This window comes from Pseudomonas sp. B21_DOA, from assembly GCA_030544685.1.
In the GTDB taxonomy this organism is placed as follows: domain Bacteria; phylum Pseudomonadota; class Gammaproteobacteria; order Pseudomonadales; family Pseudomonadaceae; genus Aquipseudomonas; species Aquipseudomonas fluorescens_AO.
This window is the reverse complement of sequence record CP086683.1, coordinates 2,662,324-2,680,222: the sequence shown is the minus strand read 5'-3', so window position 1 is coordinate 2,680,222 and position 17,899 is coordinate 2,662,324. Positions and strand designations below refer to the sequence as shown.

15 protein-coding genes and 3 pseudogenes are annotated in these 17,899 nt (G+C 60.1%); all 18 read right to left on the bottom strand.

All coding sequences use genetic code 11. The features are described 5' to 3' along the window. Positions 1-14 precede the first annotated feature (14 nt). A complete protein-coding gene (locus LJU32_12265) occupies positions 15-1,727 on the bottom strand; it encodes a fused response regulator/phosphatase (GenBank protein WKV90804.1) in 1,713 nt (570 codons plus the stop codon). After that, on the bottom strand, positions 1,724-2,029 hold the full coding sequence (locus tag LJU32_12260) for an STAS domain-containing protein (protein ID WKV90803.1): 306 nt from the start codon (positions 2,027-2,029) through the stop codon (positions 1,724-1,726). Before LJU32_12260 ends, LJU32_12265 begins: the two co-directional genes overlap by 4 nt. Positions 2,030-2,218: 189 nt before the next feature. Then, on the bottom strand, positions 2,219-2,668 hold the full coding sequence (gene fliJ / locus LJU32_12255) for a flagella biosynthesis chaperone FliJ (protein ID WKV90802.1): 450 nt from the start codon (positions 2,666-2,668) through the stop codon (positions 2,219-2,221). A gap of 6 nt (positions 2,669-2,674) precedes the next feature. Beyond that, positions 2,675-4,032: pseudogene (gene fliI / locus LJU32_12250) on the bottom strand (flagellar protein export ATPase FliI). Further along, positions 4,022-4,828, bottom strand: coding sequence for a flagellar assembly protein FliH (gene fliH, locus LJU32_12245; GenBank protein ID WKV90801.1), 807 nt, complete (start codon positions 4,826-4,828; stop codon positions 4,022-4,024). The pseudogene fliI and the gene fliH overlap by 11 nt, the downstream one beginning before the upstream one ends. A gap of 4 nt (positions 4,829-4,832) precedes the next feature. Further along, positions 4,833-5,852 (bottom strand): flagellar motor switch protein FliG, encoded by a 1,020-nt coding sequence (gene fliG / locus LJU32_12240; protein ID WKV90800.1) that lies wholly within the window; start codon positions 5,850-5,852, stop codon positions 4,833-4,835. Then, positions 5,845-7,632, bottom strand: coding sequence for a flagellar M-ring protein FliF (gene fliF, locus LJU32_12235; GenBank protein ID WKV90799.1), 1,788 nt, complete (start codon positions 7,630-7,632; stop codon positions 5,845-5,847). Before fliF ends, fliG begins: the two co-directional genes overlap by 8 nt. 14 nt (positions 7,633-7,646) lie before the next feature. After that, positions 7,647-7,976 carry a flagellar hook-basal body complex protein FliE gene (gene fliE / locus LJU32_12230; GenBank protein WKV90798.1) on the bottom strand — a complete coding sequence of 110 codons (330 nt, stop codon included), beginning with the start codon at positions 7,974-7,976 and terminating at the stop codon, positions 7,647-7,649. Positions 7,977-8,102: 126 nt separating this feature from the next. After that, positions 8,103-9,484: pseudogene (locus LJU32_12225) on the bottom strand (sigma-54 dependent transcriptional regulator). Between the two features lie 5 nt (positions 9,485-9,489). Continuing rightward, positions 9,490-10,700 (bottom strand): annotated as a pseudogene (locus LJU32_12220) (PAS domain-containing protein). 109 nt (positions 10,701-10,809) lie between these two features. After that, the gene (locus LJU32_12215) at positions 10,810-12,285 is read right to left on the bottom strand and encodes a sigma-54 dependent transcriptional regulator (protein ID WKV90797.1); all 1,476 of its coding nucleotides are present in this window, start codon (positions 12,283-12,285) and stop codon (positions 10,810-10,812) included. 172 nt (positions 12,286-12,457) lie between these two features. Beyond that, a complete protein-coding gene (locus LJU32_12210) occupies positions 12,458-12,754 on the bottom strand; it encodes a flagellar protein FliT (GenBank protein ID WKV90796.1) in 297 nt (98 codons plus the stop codon). 11 nt (positions 12,755-12,765) lie between these two features. Beyond that, a complete protein-coding gene (fliS, locus tag LJU32_12205) occupies positions 12,766-13,164 on the bottom strand; it encodes a flagellar export chaperone FliS (protein WKV90795.1) in 399 nt (132 codons plus the stop codon). Between the two features lie 128 nt (positions 13,165-13,292). Next, the gene (fliD, locus tag LJU32_12200; GenBank protein WKV90794.1) at positions 13,293-14,741 is read right to left on the bottom strand and encodes a flagellar filament capping protein FliD; all 1,449 of its coding nucleotides are present in this window, start codon (positions 14,739-14,741) and stop codon (positions 13,293-13,295) included. Positions 14,742-14,823: 82 nt separating this feature from the next. Next, complete coding sequence (locus tag LJU32_12195) at positions 14,824-15,180, bottom strand: flagellar protein FlaG (protein ID WKV90793.1); 357 nt, start codon at positions 15,178-15,180, stop codon at positions 14,824-14,826. 71 nt (positions 15,181-15,251) lie between these two features. Continuing rightward, entirely contained in the window at positions 15,252-16,103 is an 852-nt protein-coding gene (locus LJU32_12190; GenBank protein WKV90792.1) for a flagellin FliC, read from the bottom strand. A 242-nt stretch (positions 16,104-16,345) separates the two neighbouring features. Then, the gene (locus tag LJU32_12185; protein ID WKV90791.1) at positions 16,346-16,612 is read right to left on the bottom strand and encodes a hypothetical protein; all 267 of its coding nucleotides are present in this window, start codon (positions 16,610-16,612) and stop codon (positions 16,346-16,348) included. Then, the gene (locus LJU32_12180) at positions 16,609-17,898 is read right to left on the bottom strand and encodes a DUF115 domain-containing protein (protein WKV90790.1); all 1,290 of its coding nucleotides are present in this window, start codon (positions 17,896-17,898) and stop codon (positions 16,609-16,611) included. Before LJU32_12180 ends, LJU32_12185 begins: the two co-directional genes overlap by 4 nt. Between the last annotated feature and the right edge of the window lies 1 nt (position 17,899).

Sequence of the window (17,899 nt, the reverse complement as noted above, 5' to 3'; positions counted from 1 at the left end):
CAAGAATGGGCGGATTATGCCTCAATCTCCCAGAAAAACTCCACGCTGGCACTACGACCTTGGTCCGACCAGCTGGCGTTGCGCCCCAGTTGCCGGATGAGGCTGATGCCGCGTCCCGACAAGCGGACGTTATCCAGCGGCCGCTCCATGATCCGCGCCACATCAAAACCTTTGCCGCTGTCCTCGACGCGAATGACCAGCCGCCCGCCCTCGCCCTGCGGCTGGACCTGCAGATGCACCCGCACGAAACCGTCTTGCAGCGCTTCCAGCCGCGCCGCGCGCATTTCATAGTACTGGGCAAACCCTGTCGCATCGCGCTTGAGACTGGAGTCGAGCCCCAGCACGCCATGCTCCAGCGCATTGGAATACAACTCGGCGAGCACGCTGTACAACGCTCCGCTTTGCGGACGCAGGCCATGTACTTCGAGCAGCAGTTGCAAAAGAAACGGCAACGGATTGAAGCGCCTGAGCGTGGCGCCGCGAAACTCGAAACTCGCCGACCAGTCCAGCGGGCACGACTGGCCGCTGTCGGAATACACCGGCGCCGCGCCGTGGACCTGCATTGACTCGAGCAGGCTGACCTCAACCATGCTTACGTCATCACGGGCCTGTCCGCGAAAATCGCGCAGCGCCTGTTCGATGTCCTCGAACAGCCGATCCGGTTCACGGTTGGCAGCAAAGACCTGCTGCAAGCGTTCGACGCCGAACAACTGGTCATTGGCGTCGCAGGTATCGATCACCCCGTCCGACAGCAGAAACACCCGGTCATCCACGGCCATCGGATACACATCCGTACGGTCATCGAAGGCCTGCGCGCTGAGAATCCCCAGGGGCAAGTGCCGCGCCGGCAAAGGCACACGCTCGCCGCTGGCCATGCGGTGCAGGTAACCATCCGGCATGCCGCCGTTCCACACCTCCACCGAACGGCTCTGGAAACTCAGACAGAGCAACGTGGCGCAGCAGAACATGTCCACCGGCAGGATGCGCTTGAGCTTGGCGTTCATCTCGCGCAGGGTTTCGGTCAGACCGTAGCCCTTGGCGGTCATGCCGTAGAACACTTCGGCCAGCGGCATCGCCCCCACCGCTGCCGGCAGGCCATGGCCGGTGAAATCGCCGAGCATGACGTGCATGTCACCGGCCGGCGTGTACGCCGCGAGCAACAAATCACCATTGAACAGCGCGTAAGGCGATTGCAGGTAGCGGATGTTCGGCGCACTCAGGCAGCCGGAATGGGCGACCTTGTCGAACACCGCTTTGGCTACGCGCTGTTCGTTGAGCAGATAGTCGTGATGCCTGGCGATGAGATCGCGCTGTTGCAGAACGGTCGCCTGCAGACGACGCAAGCGATCCATCGCCTTGATTTTGGCGGCAAGGATCACCTGGTTGTATGGCTTCGCCAGAAAGTCGTCGCCGCCGGCCTCGAGACAACGGGCCAGCGCCTCACTCTCGGTCAGCGAGGTGAGGAAGATGATCGGCACCAGCGCTTCACCCGCCAGCGCCTTGATCTGCCGCGCCGCTTCGAAGCCGTCCATCACCGGCATCAGCGCGTCCATCAACACCAGATCGGGCTGCTGCTCTTTGAACGTTTCGACCGCCTCGGCACCATTGGCCGCCGTCAGCACCTGATGGCCCTGACGGCGGACGATGGTCGACAACAGCAACCGGTCGGCGGCGCTGTCTTCGGCGATGAGAATGGTCAGCGGCTCTTGCGCCTGCATGGGCGTCAACTGATGTCGAAGAGTTTGTCGAAGTTGGAAATCGCGAGGATTTTCTTCACATCGGAACTGCTGTTGACGACGCGGATATCCGACTCGTCGCCGCCGGCGTGATCACGTAGCAGGAGCAGCATGCCCAGCGCGGAGCTGTCGAGGTAAGTGGCCTCTTTGAGATCGACCACGATGGATTCGGGTTTCTTGTCGAGCCGCTCATACGACTCGCGAAATTCCTGATGGCGACCGAAATCGAACCGGCCTTTGACCGCGATCGTGAGCTTTTTCTTGTCTGGAGAAACTTCTGTAACAACTGACATTGACTGGCTTCCTTGTCATTGACGAACCTGTACAAGGTTTAGCAGCTGGATAGGGTTGGGGCAAGGCGCAACGGTGGAACAAGTGTGGGAGCGAGCCTGCTCGCGAAGGCATTCTGTCAGTTGACTACAGGATTGACTGACACGGCGCTTTCGCGAGCAGGCTCGCTCCCACAGGGGTTTGGCGCAGGTTTAGAAGGCATCACGCCGTGGCAACCGCTGCGACAGTTCATCGAGCAGCTTCTGCTCGCGCTTGTCTTCCAGGCGTTGCGCTTCGTCACGATAGCGCTGCACCAGTTTGCGCAAACCCTCGACCCGGGCAAAGGCCTGTTGCCACTCGTCACGGGCCTTGTCGAGATTGTTCTGGTGCCAGACCAGGCTCTGCCGTTGTTGATCAACGGCGGTGTCGAGTTGCGCCAGAAAGCCCTGAAACCCCAGCAGCCATTGGCCGGTCACGCCGGTGCTGCCGCGCACGATCCATTGCTGTGAGTAATCCAGACGAAAGGCATTGAGGTCGGCCAGTTTGCTTTCTGCAACTTTGACCTGGCCCTGAAAGTAGGCGAGGCGCTGCACGGCGGCTTTCTCGGCCTTTTCGGCCATGTCCACCACCGGTGCCAGGCGAGCGGCGCGGCTGACGGCCATGGCCGGTTACCCGCCCGCCGCTGGGGCGAACAGGGTTTCCAGGTAGGCCTGGCTTTCACCCATGGTGATTTTGTCGTTGAGGCCCTGGCGCTGATATCTGACCAGCTGCGGTTGCAGGGAAATCGCCAGATCGGTCTCGCGATCGCCGCCGGCCACGTAGGCGCCGACGCTGATCAGATCGCGGCTCTGCTGATAGCGTGACCACAATTGCTTGAAGTACTGCGCGCTCTGCATGTGATCCGGCGAAACTACTGCCGGCATGACCCGGCTGATCGAGGCTTCGATGTCGATCGCCGGATAATGGCCTTCCTCGGCCAGGCGCCGCGACAGCACGATGTGGCCGTCGAGCACGCCCCGCGCCGAGTCGGCAATCGGGTCCTGCTGGTCATCGCCTTCGGACAGCACGGTGTAGAACGCCGTGATCGAACCACCGCCCTTCTCCGCGTTACCGGCGCGCTCCACCAGTTTCGGCAGTTTGGCGAACACCGATGGCGGATAACCCTTGGTCGCCGGCGGTTCGCCGATGGCGAGGGCGATTTCCGCTGCGCCTGGGCAAAACGGGTCAGCGAGTCCATCAGCAGCAGAACGTTCTTGCCCTTGTCGCGGAAATATTCGGCGATGCGGGTGCAATACATCGCCGCGCGCATACGCATCAGCGGCGCATCGTCCGCCGGCGAGGCAACCACTACCGAGCGCTTCAGGCCTTCTTCACCGAGGATGTGCTCGATGAATTCCTTAACTTCGCGACCACGCTCACCGATCAGGCCGACGACGATGATGTCGGCTTCGGTGAAGCGGGTCATCATGCCCAACAGCACCGATTTACCGACACCGGTACCGGCGAACAGGCCCAGACGCTGGCCACGGCCGACCGTCAGCAAACCGTTGATGCAACGGATGCCGACGTCCAGCGGCACGCTGATCGGGTCACGGTTGAGCGGGTTGATCGTCGGGCCGTCCATCGGCACCCAGTCTTCGGCCTTCATGCCGCCCTTGCCGTCCAGCGCGCGGCCGGCGCCGTCGAGAACACGACCAAGCATGCTCATGCCCATCGGCAGGCGACCGGTATCAGCCAGCGGCACCACGCGGGCGCCCGGGGCAATCCCAGCGACGCTGCCGACCGGCATCAGAAAGACTTTGCTGCCAGAAAAACCCATGACTTCCGCTTCCACCTGGGACGGATGGTAGCTGTCGTCATTGATCACCATGCAGCGGGTGCCCATGGCGGCGCGCAGGCCTTCGGCTTCGAGGGTCAGGCCAACCATGCGCAGCAGCCGACCTTCAAGGATCGGCGCGCCGGCAATCTCGGTGGCCTCGGCATAGGTGCTCAGGCGCTTGGCGAAGCTGGTGCGTTCAAGGCGCATCGCTGGCGTCCGCGCGCGGCTCGTCAGAGTCGACAGCCGCTGGGGTGTCTTCGGGAATATCCAGACTCAAGTCAGGCGCTGCCGGGTGCAGGGCCTGCTCGTGCAACTGGTCGAACAGTTTGGCCATGACCTGGGTCACCCGCGATTCGACACTGGCGTCGATGCGGCTGTGCTCGGTTTCAACCCGGCAGCCACCCGGCAACAGCGACTCGTCTTCGACGATGCGCCAGGTTTCTTCGTGGCGTTCGCGCAGGGCTTTGACCTGGGCGAAATCCTGCGGATTGACGTACAGACGCACGTTTTCCACGCCCAGCGGCAATAGCTTGAGGGCATCGCGCATGACGTGTTCGATCTGCGTTGAATCGATGGCCAGTTCGCGCTTGATCACCTGCTTGGTGATGTGTTGCACGAGATCGACCAGCGACTTTTCAATCTGGGTGTCTTGCTCGGCGATCGGTTCGAACAGGTTGGCCATCAGCAGCTCAAGGCTGGCGATTTTCGCCGCCAGCGCGGCTTCTGCTTCCTGGCGAACCTTCAGCGTGGTGCTGTGAAAACCTTCCTTTTCGCCGATGGCGAAGCCCTCGTTGTAAGCCTCCTGACGGATGCTTTCGAGTTCTTCCAGGGTCAGTGGCTGGACTTCTTCCAGCGGCACTTCTTCCATTTCCGGCGGTTCGGGTTCCGGTTCCGGCTCGGGTTCCGGTTTCGGCGGATCGAAGCTGGGCAGCGCCCAGGATTCGAAACCACGAACATCGCGGGCGCGGATCAGATCCGTCACAGACTCGTCAGGCTTATCCATGGGCTTAGATCATTTCCTCGCCGCCCTTGCCACCGAGCACGATCTCGCCGGCTTCGGCCATACGACGGGCAATGGTGAGGATTTCCTTCTGCGCGGTCTCGACATCGCTGACGCGCACCGGGCCTTTGGCCTCGAGGTCGTCGCGCAACAGTTCGGCGGCACGCTTGGACATGTTCTTGAAGATCTTTTCCTTGACGCCTTCGTCCGAACCCTTGAGGGCCAGTACCAGCACGTCCGAAGACACTTCGCGCAACAGCGCCTGGATGCCACGGTCGTCGACGTCGGCAAGGTTGTTGAACACGAACATGAGGTCTTCGATCTGACCGGACAGGTCTTCGTCGACTTCGCGGATCGAGTCCATGAGCTGGCCTTCGATCGAGCTGTCGAGGAAGTTCATGATGTCGGCCGCACGCTTGATGCCACCCAGGGTGGTGCGCGAGGCGTTCGAGTTGCCGGAGAACTGCTTCTCGAGAATCTGGTTGAGTTCTTTCAAGGCGGCCGGTTGCACGGTGTTCAACGACGAGACGCGCAGAATGATGTCCAGACGCACTTTGTGGTCGAAGTTGCCGAGCACTTCACCGGCCTGATCCGGGTCGAGGTACGCGACCACGATTGCCTGGATCTGCGGGTGTTCGTAGCGGATCACGTCGGCGACGGCGCGCGGCTCCATCCATTTCAGGCTGTCGAGGCCGCTGGTGTTACCACCGAGCAGGATGCGGTCGATCAGGCCGTTGGCCTTGTCTTCGCCCAGGGCCTGGGTGAGCATCTTGCGCACGTAGTCGTCGGAACCGACGCCGAGGCTGGTCTGATCGCCGACGATGTCGACGAACTCGCTCATCACCTGCTCGACCTGTTCGCGATGGACGTTGCCCATCTGCGCCATGGCCACGCCGACGCGCTGAACCTCTTTGGGGCCCATGTGGCGCAGCACTTGCGCAGCATCGGTCGAACCCAGGGACAGCAGCAGAATCGCGGCTTTGTCGACCTTGGTCAGTTTGACGGCGGCGGCTCGGTTATCACTCATCTGCGTTAATCCACTCTTTTACGACCTGAGCCACGCGACCCGGGTCTTCAGCTACCAGACTCTTGATTGCATTCAGCTGCGCGTCATAACCCTCGCTCGGGCTCGGCAACAGAATGCTCTGCGGACCACCGAGGCTCACGCGGTCGTTGGCCAGTTCGCCGTCCAGGCCGCCCATGCCACCAAGTTCCACGTCGCTGCCCAGACCGGCCAGCTCCTTGCCTTTGCCACCGCCGGTGATGTTGTTGAGCACCGGACGCAGCACACCAAACACCAGTACGAGGATGAACAGCACACCCAGCACTTGTTTGACGATGTCCCAGAACCATGGCTGGGAGTAGAACGGAATATCGGCAATCACTTCGCCGCGTTCGGCGGAGAACGGCATGTTGATCACGCTGACGCTGTCGCCACGACTGGCATCGAAACCGACGGCGTCCTGCACCAGACGGGTGAAGCGCGCCAATTCGTCGGCGCTCCACGGCGCACGGCTGGTTTCGCCGTTGGCCGCATTGACCTTGACCTGATCGTCGACCACCACCGACACCGACAGGCGATTGAGACGGCCCTGCTGCTGTTTGGTGTGGCTGATCGAACGGTCGAGTTCGAAGTTCTTCGTCGATTGTTGACGCTTGTCTGCCGGGTACGGTGCGAGCATCGGCTGGCCAGTGGCCGGGTCCATGATCTGCTGGCCGTTGGCGTCAACCAGTGGCTGGCCCGGCTGGATCATACCGGCCGGTGCGGCGGTGCCGCCGGTGGTCTGCGGCGCCGAGGCCGGCGCCGGTGGCTGGTTGCTCAGGGCACCCGGCACACCTTGCGGGCCATTGCTCGCGGTGCGTTGTTCGTTGACCGACTGCTCGCTGCGCAACGCCGGTTGGTCCGGGTTGAACTGCTCGGCGGTCGATTCGACGGCACTGAAATCGATGTCGGCGGAGACTTCAGCCTTGTAGCGATCGTTGCCCAGTACCGGTTGCAGAATGTTGTGCACGCGCTGGGTGAGCATGCTTTCCATGCGACGGCTGTAATCGAACTGCTTACCGGCCATGGTCATTTCAGAATTTTCGGCCTGATCGGAGAGCAGGTTGCCCTTCTGATCGACGACGGTGATCTGCGATTTGCTCAACTCAGGCACGGAAGTCGCCACCAGGTTGATGATCGCCACCACCTGACCCGGTTCCAGCGAACGCCCGCTGTACAGCTCGACCAATACCGAGGCGCTCGGCTTGCGCTCGTCACGGACGAACACCGAACTCTTCGGAATCGCCAGGTGCACGCGCGCACCCTTGACGTTGTTCAGGCTGGAGATAGTGCGCGCCAGTTCGCCCTCGAGGCCGCGACGATAACGGGTCGCTTCCATGAACTGGCTGGTGCCCAGACCCTGTTCCTTGTCGAGGATTTCGAAACCGATGTTGCCGTCGCTGGGAGTGACACCAGCGGCAGCGAGTTTCATCCGTGCACGGGACAGGTCGTCGGCCTTGACCAGCAAGGCGCCGGAATTGGGCTCCACGTTGTAAGGAATGTCAGCGGCGGCCAGAGTTTCCATGACCTGTTTGGCGTCCATGCCGGCAAGGCTGCCGTACAGTGGACGGTAATCCGGCTGCTGCGACCACAGCACCACGGCAAAGCCAATCGCCACGCTCGCAGCCAGACCGACCAACAGGCCGACCTGACGCAGCACGGTCATCTGGGAAAGGTTTTCCAGAAAGGACAGGCCGAACAGCGGCGGTTTGCCGTCGATCGGGGTGGCCTTGGCCGGAACGTTATCAGCGACTGCTTCTGCCATGACTTATTTCGCCCTTAAACCGGCATCTGCATGATGTCTTGGTAAGCCTGGACCAGTTTGTTGCGCACCTGGGTCAGAGCCTGGAACGACACGCTGGCTTTTTGCGACGCAATCATGACGTCAGTCAGGTCGACGCCGCTCTTGCCGATCTCGAACGCATTGGCCAGTTGAGTCGACGCCTGTTGGGTATCGCTGACTTTATTGATCGCCTGACCGAGCATGTCGGAAAAGCTGCTGCCCGCGATTTCAGGGACAGCGGCAGTCGATTTACGCGCAGACATGGCATCCACTTTCATGGCCTGCATGTCCATCATCAACCGATTAAATTCAATACCTTGGCTCATGGTCTACTCTCTTGGGCGGCCCGCAATTTTTGACACTCACTCGGCGGGTACACAGGTATTAGCAACAAGGGTGCCAGCTCATGGGCACCCTTCTGAGAAAAGCATCTGGATGTTTTGCAGCATCGATCAGGTGGCGAACAGATAGCCTTCGACGTCCATCCCGGCGTCGCGCATTTGCGCCAGTTTGTAGCGCAGGGTACGCGGGCTGATGCCGAGTTTTTCGGCAGCTTCCTTGCGCCGGCCACGCTCGGCGCGCAGGGTGTCGATGATCATCTGAAACTCCCGGCGGCGCAGGTCATCGCCCAGGGCGCCGGAAGAATCCGCCTCGATTTCCACCTCGCGGATCACCGGTGCCGCGACCGGCGACGGCGCAAATGTCACCGCACCGCTCAGGCAAAAATCCTGCGGCTGAATCAAACCGCCCTGCTGCAGAATCAACGCACGCTGAATGGCGTTGTCCAGTTCACGCACATTGCCCGGCCACGGATATGCGGTCAGGCAGGCTTGCGCTTCGGGCGATAGCTTCGCTGCGGCGTGCTTCATTTTATTGACGTGTTTGGCCAACAACTTTTCCGCCAGCGGCAGGATATCGGCAGTGCGCTCGCGAAGTGGACGCCACGCCAGGGGAAAACCGACAAACGGTAAAACAGGTCTTCGCGAAAACGCCCCGCCGCCACTTCACCGGCCAGATCGCGGTTGGTCGTGGCGACCACGCGAATATCCAGACTGATCGGCTTGCGGGCGCCCACGCGCTCGACTTCGCGCTCTTGCAGAACACGTAACAACTTGGCTTGCAGGCCCAGCGGCATTTCGGAAATTTCGTCGAGCAGAATGGTGCCGCCGTCCGCCTGCTCGAACTTGCCGGCCTGCGAGGCGATAGCACCGGTGAACGAACCTTTCTCATGACCGAACAGCGTCGCTTCGAGCATGTTGTCGGGAATCGCCGCGCAGTTGATCGCAATAAAGGGCTGACTGGCCCGCCGCGATTGCTGGTGAATGTAGCGCGCCAGCACTTCTTTACCGGTGCCGGACTCGCCAGAGATCAACACAGTCGAATCACTGCGTGCGACCCGTGCCGCCAATTCAAGCAACTGCGCACTGGCCGGTTCAACGGCGACCGGACCGTCCGCTTCGCCAGCGTCAATGCTGCCCAAGGCATGGCGCGCCACCAGATCGAGCAGCGCTTTGGGTTCGAACGGCTTGACCAGATAATCCGCCGCACCCTGGCGCATGGCATCGACCGCACGTTCGACCGCGCCGTGGGCGGTCATCAGCAGCACCGGCAATTGCGGTTGGCGCGCGCGCAGCAGGGCAAGCAATTGATGACCGTCCATGCCCGGCATGTTGACGTCGCTGACCACCAGGCTGAAGGCTTGCTGCGCGACAGCCGTCAGTGCTTCTTCGGCGCTGCCGACGGCGTGATAGTCGTGGCCGGCGAGCAGCAGCGTATCGGCCAGCGCCTCGCGCAACGAACGGTCATCCTCGACCAGCAACACCTTGATGCCCATGACGTTTATTCAACTCCTTGTGCAGCGGAAAACAGTGGCAGGCTGACCTGCGCGCAGGTGCCGCGCCCGACTCGCGAGCGCAGGGTCAATTCTCCCTGATGCGCGCGGGCCACCGCTTTGACCACGGTCAGGCCAAGGCCGGTCCCGGTGACTTTGGTAGTAAAAAAGGCTCGCCGAGGCGCGCCAAAACTGTCGGCTCAATACCGCTGCCGTTGTCGCTGACACACAGACGCAGCGTATTGCCTCTGGTGTAGCAATGCACTTTCAGGCGCGCCTCGCCGGCGCTCGCCTGAATGGCGTTTTCAATCAGATTCAGCAATGCGCCGACCAGCGTGTCGCGGTTGCACAGCAGCTCACCGGCATGGCTGTCGCACTGCCAGCGGATTGGCAGATCCTGCACGTGGGTCAGCGCCGCAGCCTGCAGCGATTGCATCAAGGCATCAGGGGTGAGGCGGTCGGTCAGCGGCAATTCACCGCGAGCGAACACCAGCATGTCGCGCACTTGATGTTCGAGTTCGTGCAGACGCTCCTTCAGGCGGCCGGCGAAGCGCTGCTGGGTTTCCACCGGCAATTGCTGCTCAGTCAAATGACTGGCGTAGAGCAACGCGGCGGACAGCGGCGTACGAATCTGATGAGCCAGAGACGCAACCATGCGGCCCAGCGAAGACAAGCGCTCGTGCCGTGCCAGTTGGTCTTGCAGATGACGGGTTTCAGTCAAGTCGTTGAGCAGCACCAACTGCCCCGGCTCGGCGTCCAGCGAGCGGGTGGCAATCGACAGGCGTCGACCATTTTTCAGGGAAATTTCATGACCGTCGTCTTCGCGGGGAGCGAAGCAGCGTGCAATCACATGGCGCCAGAGTTCGCCTTCGAGTGGCGAGCCGAGCAGATCGATGGCGGCCGGGTTGGCTTCGCGCACCAGACCGTGGCCGTCGATGACGATGACGCCGCCGGGCAACAGGTCGAGGAGGTTTTGCAAGCGATTGGCCAAGCGCTCTTTTTCCGCCAGTTCCTGCATGCGCTGGGCGCTGACCACGGCCAGCTCACCCTTGAGCTCGGTGACCCGCGCTTCGAGCAGGCTGTAAGAGTCGGTCAGCTGACTCGACATCTGGTTGAACAGCTGAAATGCCTGCTCAAGTCCCTGACGACTTGCCTGCTCTACGGACGAGGGTTGCCCCACGATATTGGAGGCAGAAGAGATCTGGGCGGCTTGGGGCATTGGGCTCTCTCGCTTGGCTGACCGTCAGTGAAACGGAACGTTACGAGGGCTATAGCAATACCCGTGCCTAAAAAAACCGCTTATAAATGAAGCGCTTGAAAAACCGGCGTCAATCATCCGCCTGTTCGTCTCCTCCAGCCCGGCTCATGCCGTATTTGCGCATCTTCTCGACCAGGGTCGTGCGGCGAATACGCAGACGTTCAGCGGCCCGTGCCACGATGCCATTGGCGTCGTCCAGGGCTTGCTGAATCAGGCCTTGCTCCAGACCACCGAGGTAGTCCTTGAGATCGAGGCCTTCCGGCGGCAGCAACGCGTTGGCGCTGAAGTCAGGCGTGTGGCCGTTGATCGCCACACGCTCTTCAAGATCGCTGCGCAGGCTGTCGACCATTTGCTCGTCTTCGTCGTCGACGTAGCGGAACTTCTTCGGCAACTCGACCACGCCGATCACTCCGTACGGATGCATGATCGCCATGCGCTCGACGAGGTTGGCCAGCTCGCGGACGTTGCCCGGCCAGCCGTGACGGCACAGCGACATGATCGCCGCCGAGTTGAAACGGATCGAACCGCGCTTCTCGTGTTCCATGCGCGAGATCAATTCGTTCATCAGCAGCGGGATGTCCTCGACGCGCTCACGCAGCGGCGCCATCTCGATCGGGAACACGTTCAGGCGATAGTAGAGGTCTTCGCGGAACGAGCCGATCTCGATCATGCTTTCGAGATTCTTGTGCGTTGCGGCAATGATGCGCACGTCGACGCTTTGGGTCTTGTTGCTGCCCACGCGCTCGAAGGTACGCTCTTGCAATACGCGCAGCAGCTTGACCTGCATCGGCAGCGGCATATCGCCGATTTCGTCGAGGAACAGCGTGCCGCCGTTGGCCAGTTCAAAGCGCCCGGCACGGCTGGTGATCGCGCCGGTGAAGGCGCCCTTCTCGTGGCCGAACAGTTCGCTTTCGAGCAGCTCTGCCGGGATCGCCCCGCAGTTGACTGGAACGAACGGCGCGTCGCGACGTTTGGAGTGATAGTGAAGGTTGCGCGCGACCACTTCCTTGCCGGTGCCGGACTCGCCGAGGATCAGCACGCTGGCGTCAGTGTCGGCGACCTGCTGCATCATCTGCCGCACGTGCTGAATCGCACGGCTGGTACCGACGAGGCTGCGGAAAAGATTGGGTTCGCGATGACGGCCGCGTTCACGGGCCTGGTCGTACATTTCGCGATAGACCTGGGCGCGGTGCAGCGAATCGAGCAATTTGCTGTAGCTGGGCGGCATTTCCAAGGTCGACAGCACGCGGCGACGCTGGTCTTCAGGCAGATCAACGGAAGAATTATCGCCCATTAACAAAACCGGAAGGAACTCATCCCAGGTTCCGAGTGTCTTTAGCAAGCCCAAAAGCGCGCCAGGAGCATTGACCGTCCCGATCAGTACGCAAATGACCTCACGACTAGACGACAAAGAGCCGACTGCCTGCTGCCAGTCATGGCTGCCGCAGGGTAAATTTTCTTCGCCAAGAAAATTCAGAATCACCGCCAGGTCGCGGCGGCGGACGCTATCGTCATCGATCAGCAGAATTTTGGTTTCACGCCACATGCAATAGCAACTTCCCTAGTCAACTCAATGCCCGAAAAATAAGGCAAGCGAGACGCTTGCAGGACACCATGTGCCTGTAGACGCCCTAAACCTGATAATAGCCACTAGTTAAGTCAAAAAACCGTGCACAGTCAAATTTATGGCGCACATGTCTGGTTTAACTGACGGTTAATCAACCAAACAGATGGTAAACCTTTGCAGCCTTTTGCGCTTGGGTGATCTGCGACATCTCGTTGGCTATCGCCTGCCGCTCGCCCATTGCTACCTCGAGAAGCTCTTTGTAGACGAATAGCAGCTCCTCAAGGTTGTCGCGCAGTGCCACTTCGTCCAGCGAAGCTTCCGCCATGACGTCTTCCATGCAGGAACGGCAAGCCAGATCCAACTCACCAATGGCTTCCCAGTTTCGTTCGGCCAATGCTCCGACCAACGCTTCACGGGTATCGGCTATTCGCTGCAATACAAGACTCATGGTGATCTCCTTCAGAACTGCGGAGCCGGCACGGGCGCGATGGCGTCCCAACCTTCTTTGACCGTTGTCAGCAGGCCGGCGACTTCGTCGAGCACACGTGGGTCGCTGCTGATGTTCGCCTCGGCAAGACGCTTCATCATGTAGATGTACAGGCCATCCAGATCGGCCAGCGCCTCGGCGTTGTTTTCAAGATCGAGGCCTTCACGCAGGCCACTGACAATGCCGATGGCCTTGCTGATCGCCGTGCACTTGCCGGGAATGTCCTTGCGTTCGATGGCGCCCTTGGCCTGCGCAATCCGGGCCAGGCCACCTTCCATCAACATTTGCACCAGACGGTGCGGGCTCGCTTCGGACGTCTGCGCATGGGCGCCGACTTTCTGGTACTGCCGAAGGGCTAACATCGGGTTCATGTTCTACCTCATTGCCACGTTGACTCGTATAACCAGTGTATCGCCAACCGGTCCGAAAACTTTAGATCAAAGACAAAAACCCGGCGCACGCCGATAAAGCGTAGCCGGGTTTTTGTCGTTACTGACTGTTACTTCGCGGACTGCTGAGCGTTCAGCGAGCTGAAGAACGACGTGATGTTGCTCGCCGTTGCCTTCATCTGCCCTACCAGCAAGTCCATGGCATTGTACTTGGCGGTCAATGTCGTCGTCAGGTTGGCCACGCGCAGATCCAGCGCCGCCTGCTGCTTTTGCAGGCTCGATGTCAGATTAGTCAGGTTGGAACTGCGCTGATCGAGCAGCCCACCAGTCTTGACGTACGGATCAACCGCCGCAGTCATACGCGCCAACAGACCATTCTTGGAATCGGTGCCGCTGAACAGCTGTTGAACCTGGCCAGCCATGCCAGGGATTTCCATACGCTTGTTGAATACTGCGGTATCGAGCGTCAGCAAACCGGTTTTACTGTCAGTCAAGACACCCATCTGCGAGAGCACGGACAATTGCCCTGCTCCGCCCGCCCCTGGATCTGTCAACTGAGCCCGCACGTCCGCCATCAACGAACGCGGCAGAGCGTCACCGGTGAACGCCGCCGAAACGGTCAGATTGCCATCGGCATCCGGCGTTGCCTTGGACAAGGTGTCGATGGTTTTCTTCAGGGTGTTATAGGAATCGATGAACGATTGCAGCGATGTCTGGATGCCGGCGGTATTGGTCGCAACCGAAACGGTCGCTGGCGTTGCGACGCCATTGACCAACGGACTGGCAGCAGTCAGGTTAAGCGTCATGCCGCTGATCGCACCGGTCACGGTATTGGTCTTGCTGGTAACGGCCAGTCCGTCAATGGTCAGGCTGGCGTCCTTGGCCACATCACCGACCGCACCGGATGCCCCTGCCGCAGGATTGTCACCCATCTTCTGGGTGCCATCGATCTCGAGACCGGCGATACCGCTGACCTGCAGGTCCATGCCGGCGCCCGTCTTGTTGGAGCTCAGTACCAGACGCGAGGCGCCGGTACTGTCAGTCACGATGTTCGCGGAAATGCCATTGCTGGACTGCGCGGTGTTGATCGCATCGCGCGTGGACTGCAAGGTGGCATTGGCCGGAATCGCGACATTGTAATCAATGCCATTCTGACTGATTTTCAGAGTACCACTCGGAATGGCACTGGCGGCCCCGCCGGCAAAGGCGGCACTGGCAACTTTCGAGCCGGTGGCCAGGTTTTTCACGACGACGCTGTAAGTACCCGGTACGGCGGTTTTATCCGAGGTAGCACCGACAACCGATGGGGTGTCAGACGTTGCGGTAAAACCGGCAAACGCCGGACTCGAAGCTTTGTTCAGATCGCCCATCGCTTTCTGATACGCAGCCAGTGCACTTTTCAGCGAACCGACACCGGAAATCTTCAGGCTGTTGGTTTTGGTTGCAGTATCGATCTGCGTCTGCTTGGCAGACTTGTCGGCGTTGACCAGCGCGGTCACGATCGCGCCGATGTCCAGGCCGGAACCCAGTCCGGAACCCGGTAGAATTGGACTTGCCATGTGCATCTCCCTTCAGATTGTTGCCATTCTTTTGACCGTTACACGCGCCCTGAGAACGGACAAACATTATTCATGCCAGCTATCAGACTTTAGCGTCGAACAATACGTGGCTCGCATTGGCCAGGCTGTCGGCCAGCTTGAGGGCTTCGGCGGAGGGAATCTGTCGAACGACCTCACCCGTTTCGCTTGCAATCACTTTGACGATGACTTTGCCGGAGTGTTCATCAATCGAAAACTCCAGATTGCGCTTGATCGACTGGACGAACTTCTCGATCTCCTGCACCGCCAGCTTCAACTTGGCGCTGTCCGAATCCTGATCCTTGGCCGCGACCGGTGCTTCAGTCTCTTGGACTTTAGGCAGCTCTGACGGTTTGTCAGCGACCGGTGGCACTGGCTTGGGAGCCGGATAAGACACGTTAAGCTTTACGCTCATGTCCATGCCCATCACCTCTTAACGTAAAAAAGCGAGAGAGCACGACAAGCGCACTCCCCGCTTAAACTCGATCCGGATTACTGAAGCAGCTTCAGTACAGCGGAAGGCAGTTGGTTGGCTTGAGCCAGTACGGAGGTCGAAGCTTGCTGCAGAGTCTGCTGCTTGGTCAGGTTAGCAGTTTCAGCGGCGAAGTCGGTGTCCTGTACACGACCCTGAGCAGCGGTGGTGTTTTCAGTGATGTTCTGCAGGTTGGAGATGGTGCTGGTCAGACGGTTTTGCGAAGCACCCAGAGCAGCGCGGGTGGCGTTGATGTTCGCAATTGCAGCGTCGATTGCAGTGATCGCGTTGTCGATGTTCGAAGCAGCGGCTGCGGAAGTAGCACCGGTCAGAACAACAGTACCGCTACCTACCGACAGGCTTGCAGCGTCAAACTTGCCGCTCAGAACCAGGTCGATGTGGTTGGCGGAGCCAGTGTTGGCGCCAACTTGCAGAGTTACAGTACCAGCCGAACCGTCCAGCAGGTTTTTGCCGTTCAGGTTGGTAGCAGCCGAGATACGGGTGATTTCGTCAGACATCTGAGCGAATTCAGCGTTGGTTGCAGTCTGGTCAGCAGTGCCGTTGGTACCGTTACGGGCTTTAACAGCCAGTTCACGCATACGCTGCAGGATGTCGGTCGAAGCTTGCAGAGCGCCTTCAGCGGTCTGAGCAACGGAGATACCGTCGTTGGCGTTCTGGATAGCCTGGGTGTTACCACGGATCTGGGAAGACATGCGAGTAGCGATCTGCAGGCCGGCAGCGTCGTCTTTAGCGCTGTTGATTTTCAGGCCGGAAGACAGGCGTTGCATCGAAGTGGACAGAGCGTCGGAAGCGCGGTTCAGGTTTTTCTGAACGTTCAACGATGTGGTGTTGGTGTTTACTGTTAAAGCCATGACGAATTCCTCGTTGGTTGGGTACTGCGGCTTCCGGCCCTGGCAACCGCCGGGTATGGCCTAGAGAACCTTCGTAATAGTTATCGTCGGGATTGCAGGTTGCTTGAGGGCTTTTTGAAAAAATTTTGCCATCACCACGCCACCCCCGAGAAAACAAAGACTTAGCAGCACATCCAGCGCGAAAAAATGACGTCATAAAACCGCCTGTAACGCAAAGCCGCGGGCCAGTGCTGCGCAGCGGTTCAGCGCCTGGCACTTTCCAGCAATTCGACCAGTTCGTATTCCATATAGTCAGCCAGGCCCAACCAGTCCTGGCGCTCCTGACAGTCGAGCATTTGCGTGAGCACCTGTGCCCACGCCTGCTGGATACCCACTGAGGCAGACGCCAGACATTGCTGGGCCTGTTCGAATACATCGACCATCGTCAGTGCCGCCTCAACGTCACGCCCAAGGCGAAACAACGCGGCACACTGACGACACTGATCCTGACATTGACTCAGCGCACTCATTGCACGAACTCCGGATTGAAAGCGGTCCCGGCAATCAATGCACCGGCGCGGCTGCTGTTGAGAAATTCGACCTTTGGATGCGCGGCGATATAACGCTCAAGCACACACAGATATCCGCGAAAATTCAGCTGAGTACTGACGCGCTGACCGTGGCCATCGCGCACCCAGTGCCTCGCCTGGGCCAGCGGCGGGCCCAGATCACCGTCGTCCCAACCGGCGTGGGTCTTGCTCATCGGGAAAGCGAAGTCAGCGCCAAACAGAGTGATTCGGCTCGCGCCCATTTTTACCGCGAGATCCACCGCCGGATGAATCACGCTGCCGCCGACGTGCAGCTCGCCGCGTGGATACTGTTTTTGCAGCTCGGCATAGATCGGGCTGGCCGAATAGCCGCCATAGCGCTTGCCCTTCCATGCCTTCAATACCTGCGGGTCGCTCATCGGCAGGTACACCAGCGTAATGCCGTCAGACGTCTCAAAGGGCAGATGCCGAAAGCCGATGCGCTGATCGATGCTAACCACCAGATCCGGCACGATGCCATGTTCGCGCAACGGTCGATAAGCGGTATCAACACAGATGAACAACGGCCGCTCAGCAAGCTGACGAATCGCCGCCAGACGTTCGAAATGCTGCTCCAGCGTCGGTCCGGTGGCGATTACGTAGATTTCACGTCCAGCGCAACTGCCGAACAGCTGCGCGACATCGTCATCGCCAAGCAACACCGGCAGACATTCCTGCAAGCGTTGCTGGATTTCTGGCGACTGCGGATCGAAATCACGATTGTTGAACGTCAGGTGCACTTCATTGATCAGCCGGTCGCGGATCTTCGCGTTGAAGTCATCGGCCAGCAGCATCTCGGCGGGCAAGGCAAAGAACGGCGTGAAGAAGTCCGGGTGATCACCCGCGTAAAACAGTTCGACACGGGGATCCTGCAGCCACTGGCGCTGATCGAGCAGTTGCAGCACCAGTGCGAACAGCGCGCCATTGAGAATGTGCACGTAGAGGCGCTCGAGCCCCGCACGTTCGAGAAGCACGCCGGGCAAGTCGCCCAGCCCGGTGCCATAGACATGGAGTTGCGGTTTTTCCGGCAGGCTTGCCGCCTGAACCTGCGCCTCGTGCAGACGATCATGGCGACTGGTCAACTGAATGCCGTCAACGCTCAGCGTCGAGCCCAGCCCTTGCACGAGTTCGGCCTGTACGGACGCGCTGTCTTCAGCCATCAATCGCTCGAACAGCGCCGGCCAGCGCCGTTGCAACACCTCGGCATTGGCTTGGAAAAACTCGCTCATG

Bases quoted from the DNA above. Each gene is read 5' to 3' on its own strand.
- LJU32_12260 (WKV90803.1), bottom strand. From the start codon at position 2,029: ATGTCAGTTGTTACAGAAGTTTCTCCAGACAAGAAAAAGCTCACGATC.
- fliJ (WKV90802.1), bottom strand. From the start codon at position 2,668: ATGGCCGTCAGCCGCGCCGCTCGCCTGGCACCGGTGGTGGACATGGCC.
- fliH (WKV90801.1), bottom strand. From the start codon at position 4,828: ATGGATAAGCCTGACGAGTCTGTGACGGATCTGATCCGCGCCCGCGAT.
- fliG (WKV90800.1), bottom strand. From the start codon at position 5,852: ATGAGTGATAACCGAGCCGCCGCCGTCAAACTGACCAAGGTCGACAAA.
- fliF (WKV90799.1), bottom strand. From the start codon at position 7,632: ATGGCAGAAGCAGTCGCTGATAACGTTCCGGCCAAGGCCACCCCGATC.
- fliE (WKV90798.1), bottom strand. From the start codon at position 7,976: ATGAGCCAAGGTATTGAATTTAATCGGTTGATGATGGACATGCAGGCC.
- LJU32_12215 (WKV90797.1), bottom strand. From the start codon at position 12,285: ATGTGGCGTGAAACCAAAATTCTGCTGATCGATGACGATAGCGTCCGC.
- LJU32_12210 (WKV90796.1), bottom strand. From the start codon at position 12,754: ATGAGTCTTGTATTGCAGCGAATAGCCGATACCCGTGAAGCGTTGGTC.
- fliS (WKV90795.1), bottom strand. From the start codon at position 13,164: ATGAACCCGATGTTAGCCCTTCGGCAGTACCAGAAAGTCGGCGCCCAT.
- fliD (WKV90794.1), bottom strand. From the start codon at position 14,741: ATGGCAAGTCCAATTCTACCGGGTTCCGGACTGGGTTCCGGCCTGGAC.
- LJU32_12195 (WKV90793.1), bottom strand. From the start codon at position 15,180: ATGGACATGAGCGTAAAGCTTAACGTGTCTTATCCGGCTCCCAAGCCA.
- LJU32_12190 (WKV90792.1), bottom strand. From the start codon at position 16,103: ATGGCTTTAACAGTAAACACCAACACCACATCGTTGAACGTTCAGAAA.
- LJU32_12185 (WKV90791.1), bottom strand. From the start codon at position 16,612: ATGAGTGCGCTGAGTCAATGTCAGGATCAGTGTCGTCAGTGTGCCGCG.
- LJU32_12180 (WKV90790.1), bottom strand. From the start codon at position 17,898: ATGAGCGAGTTTTTCCAAGCCAATGCCGAGGTGTTGCAACGGCGCTGG.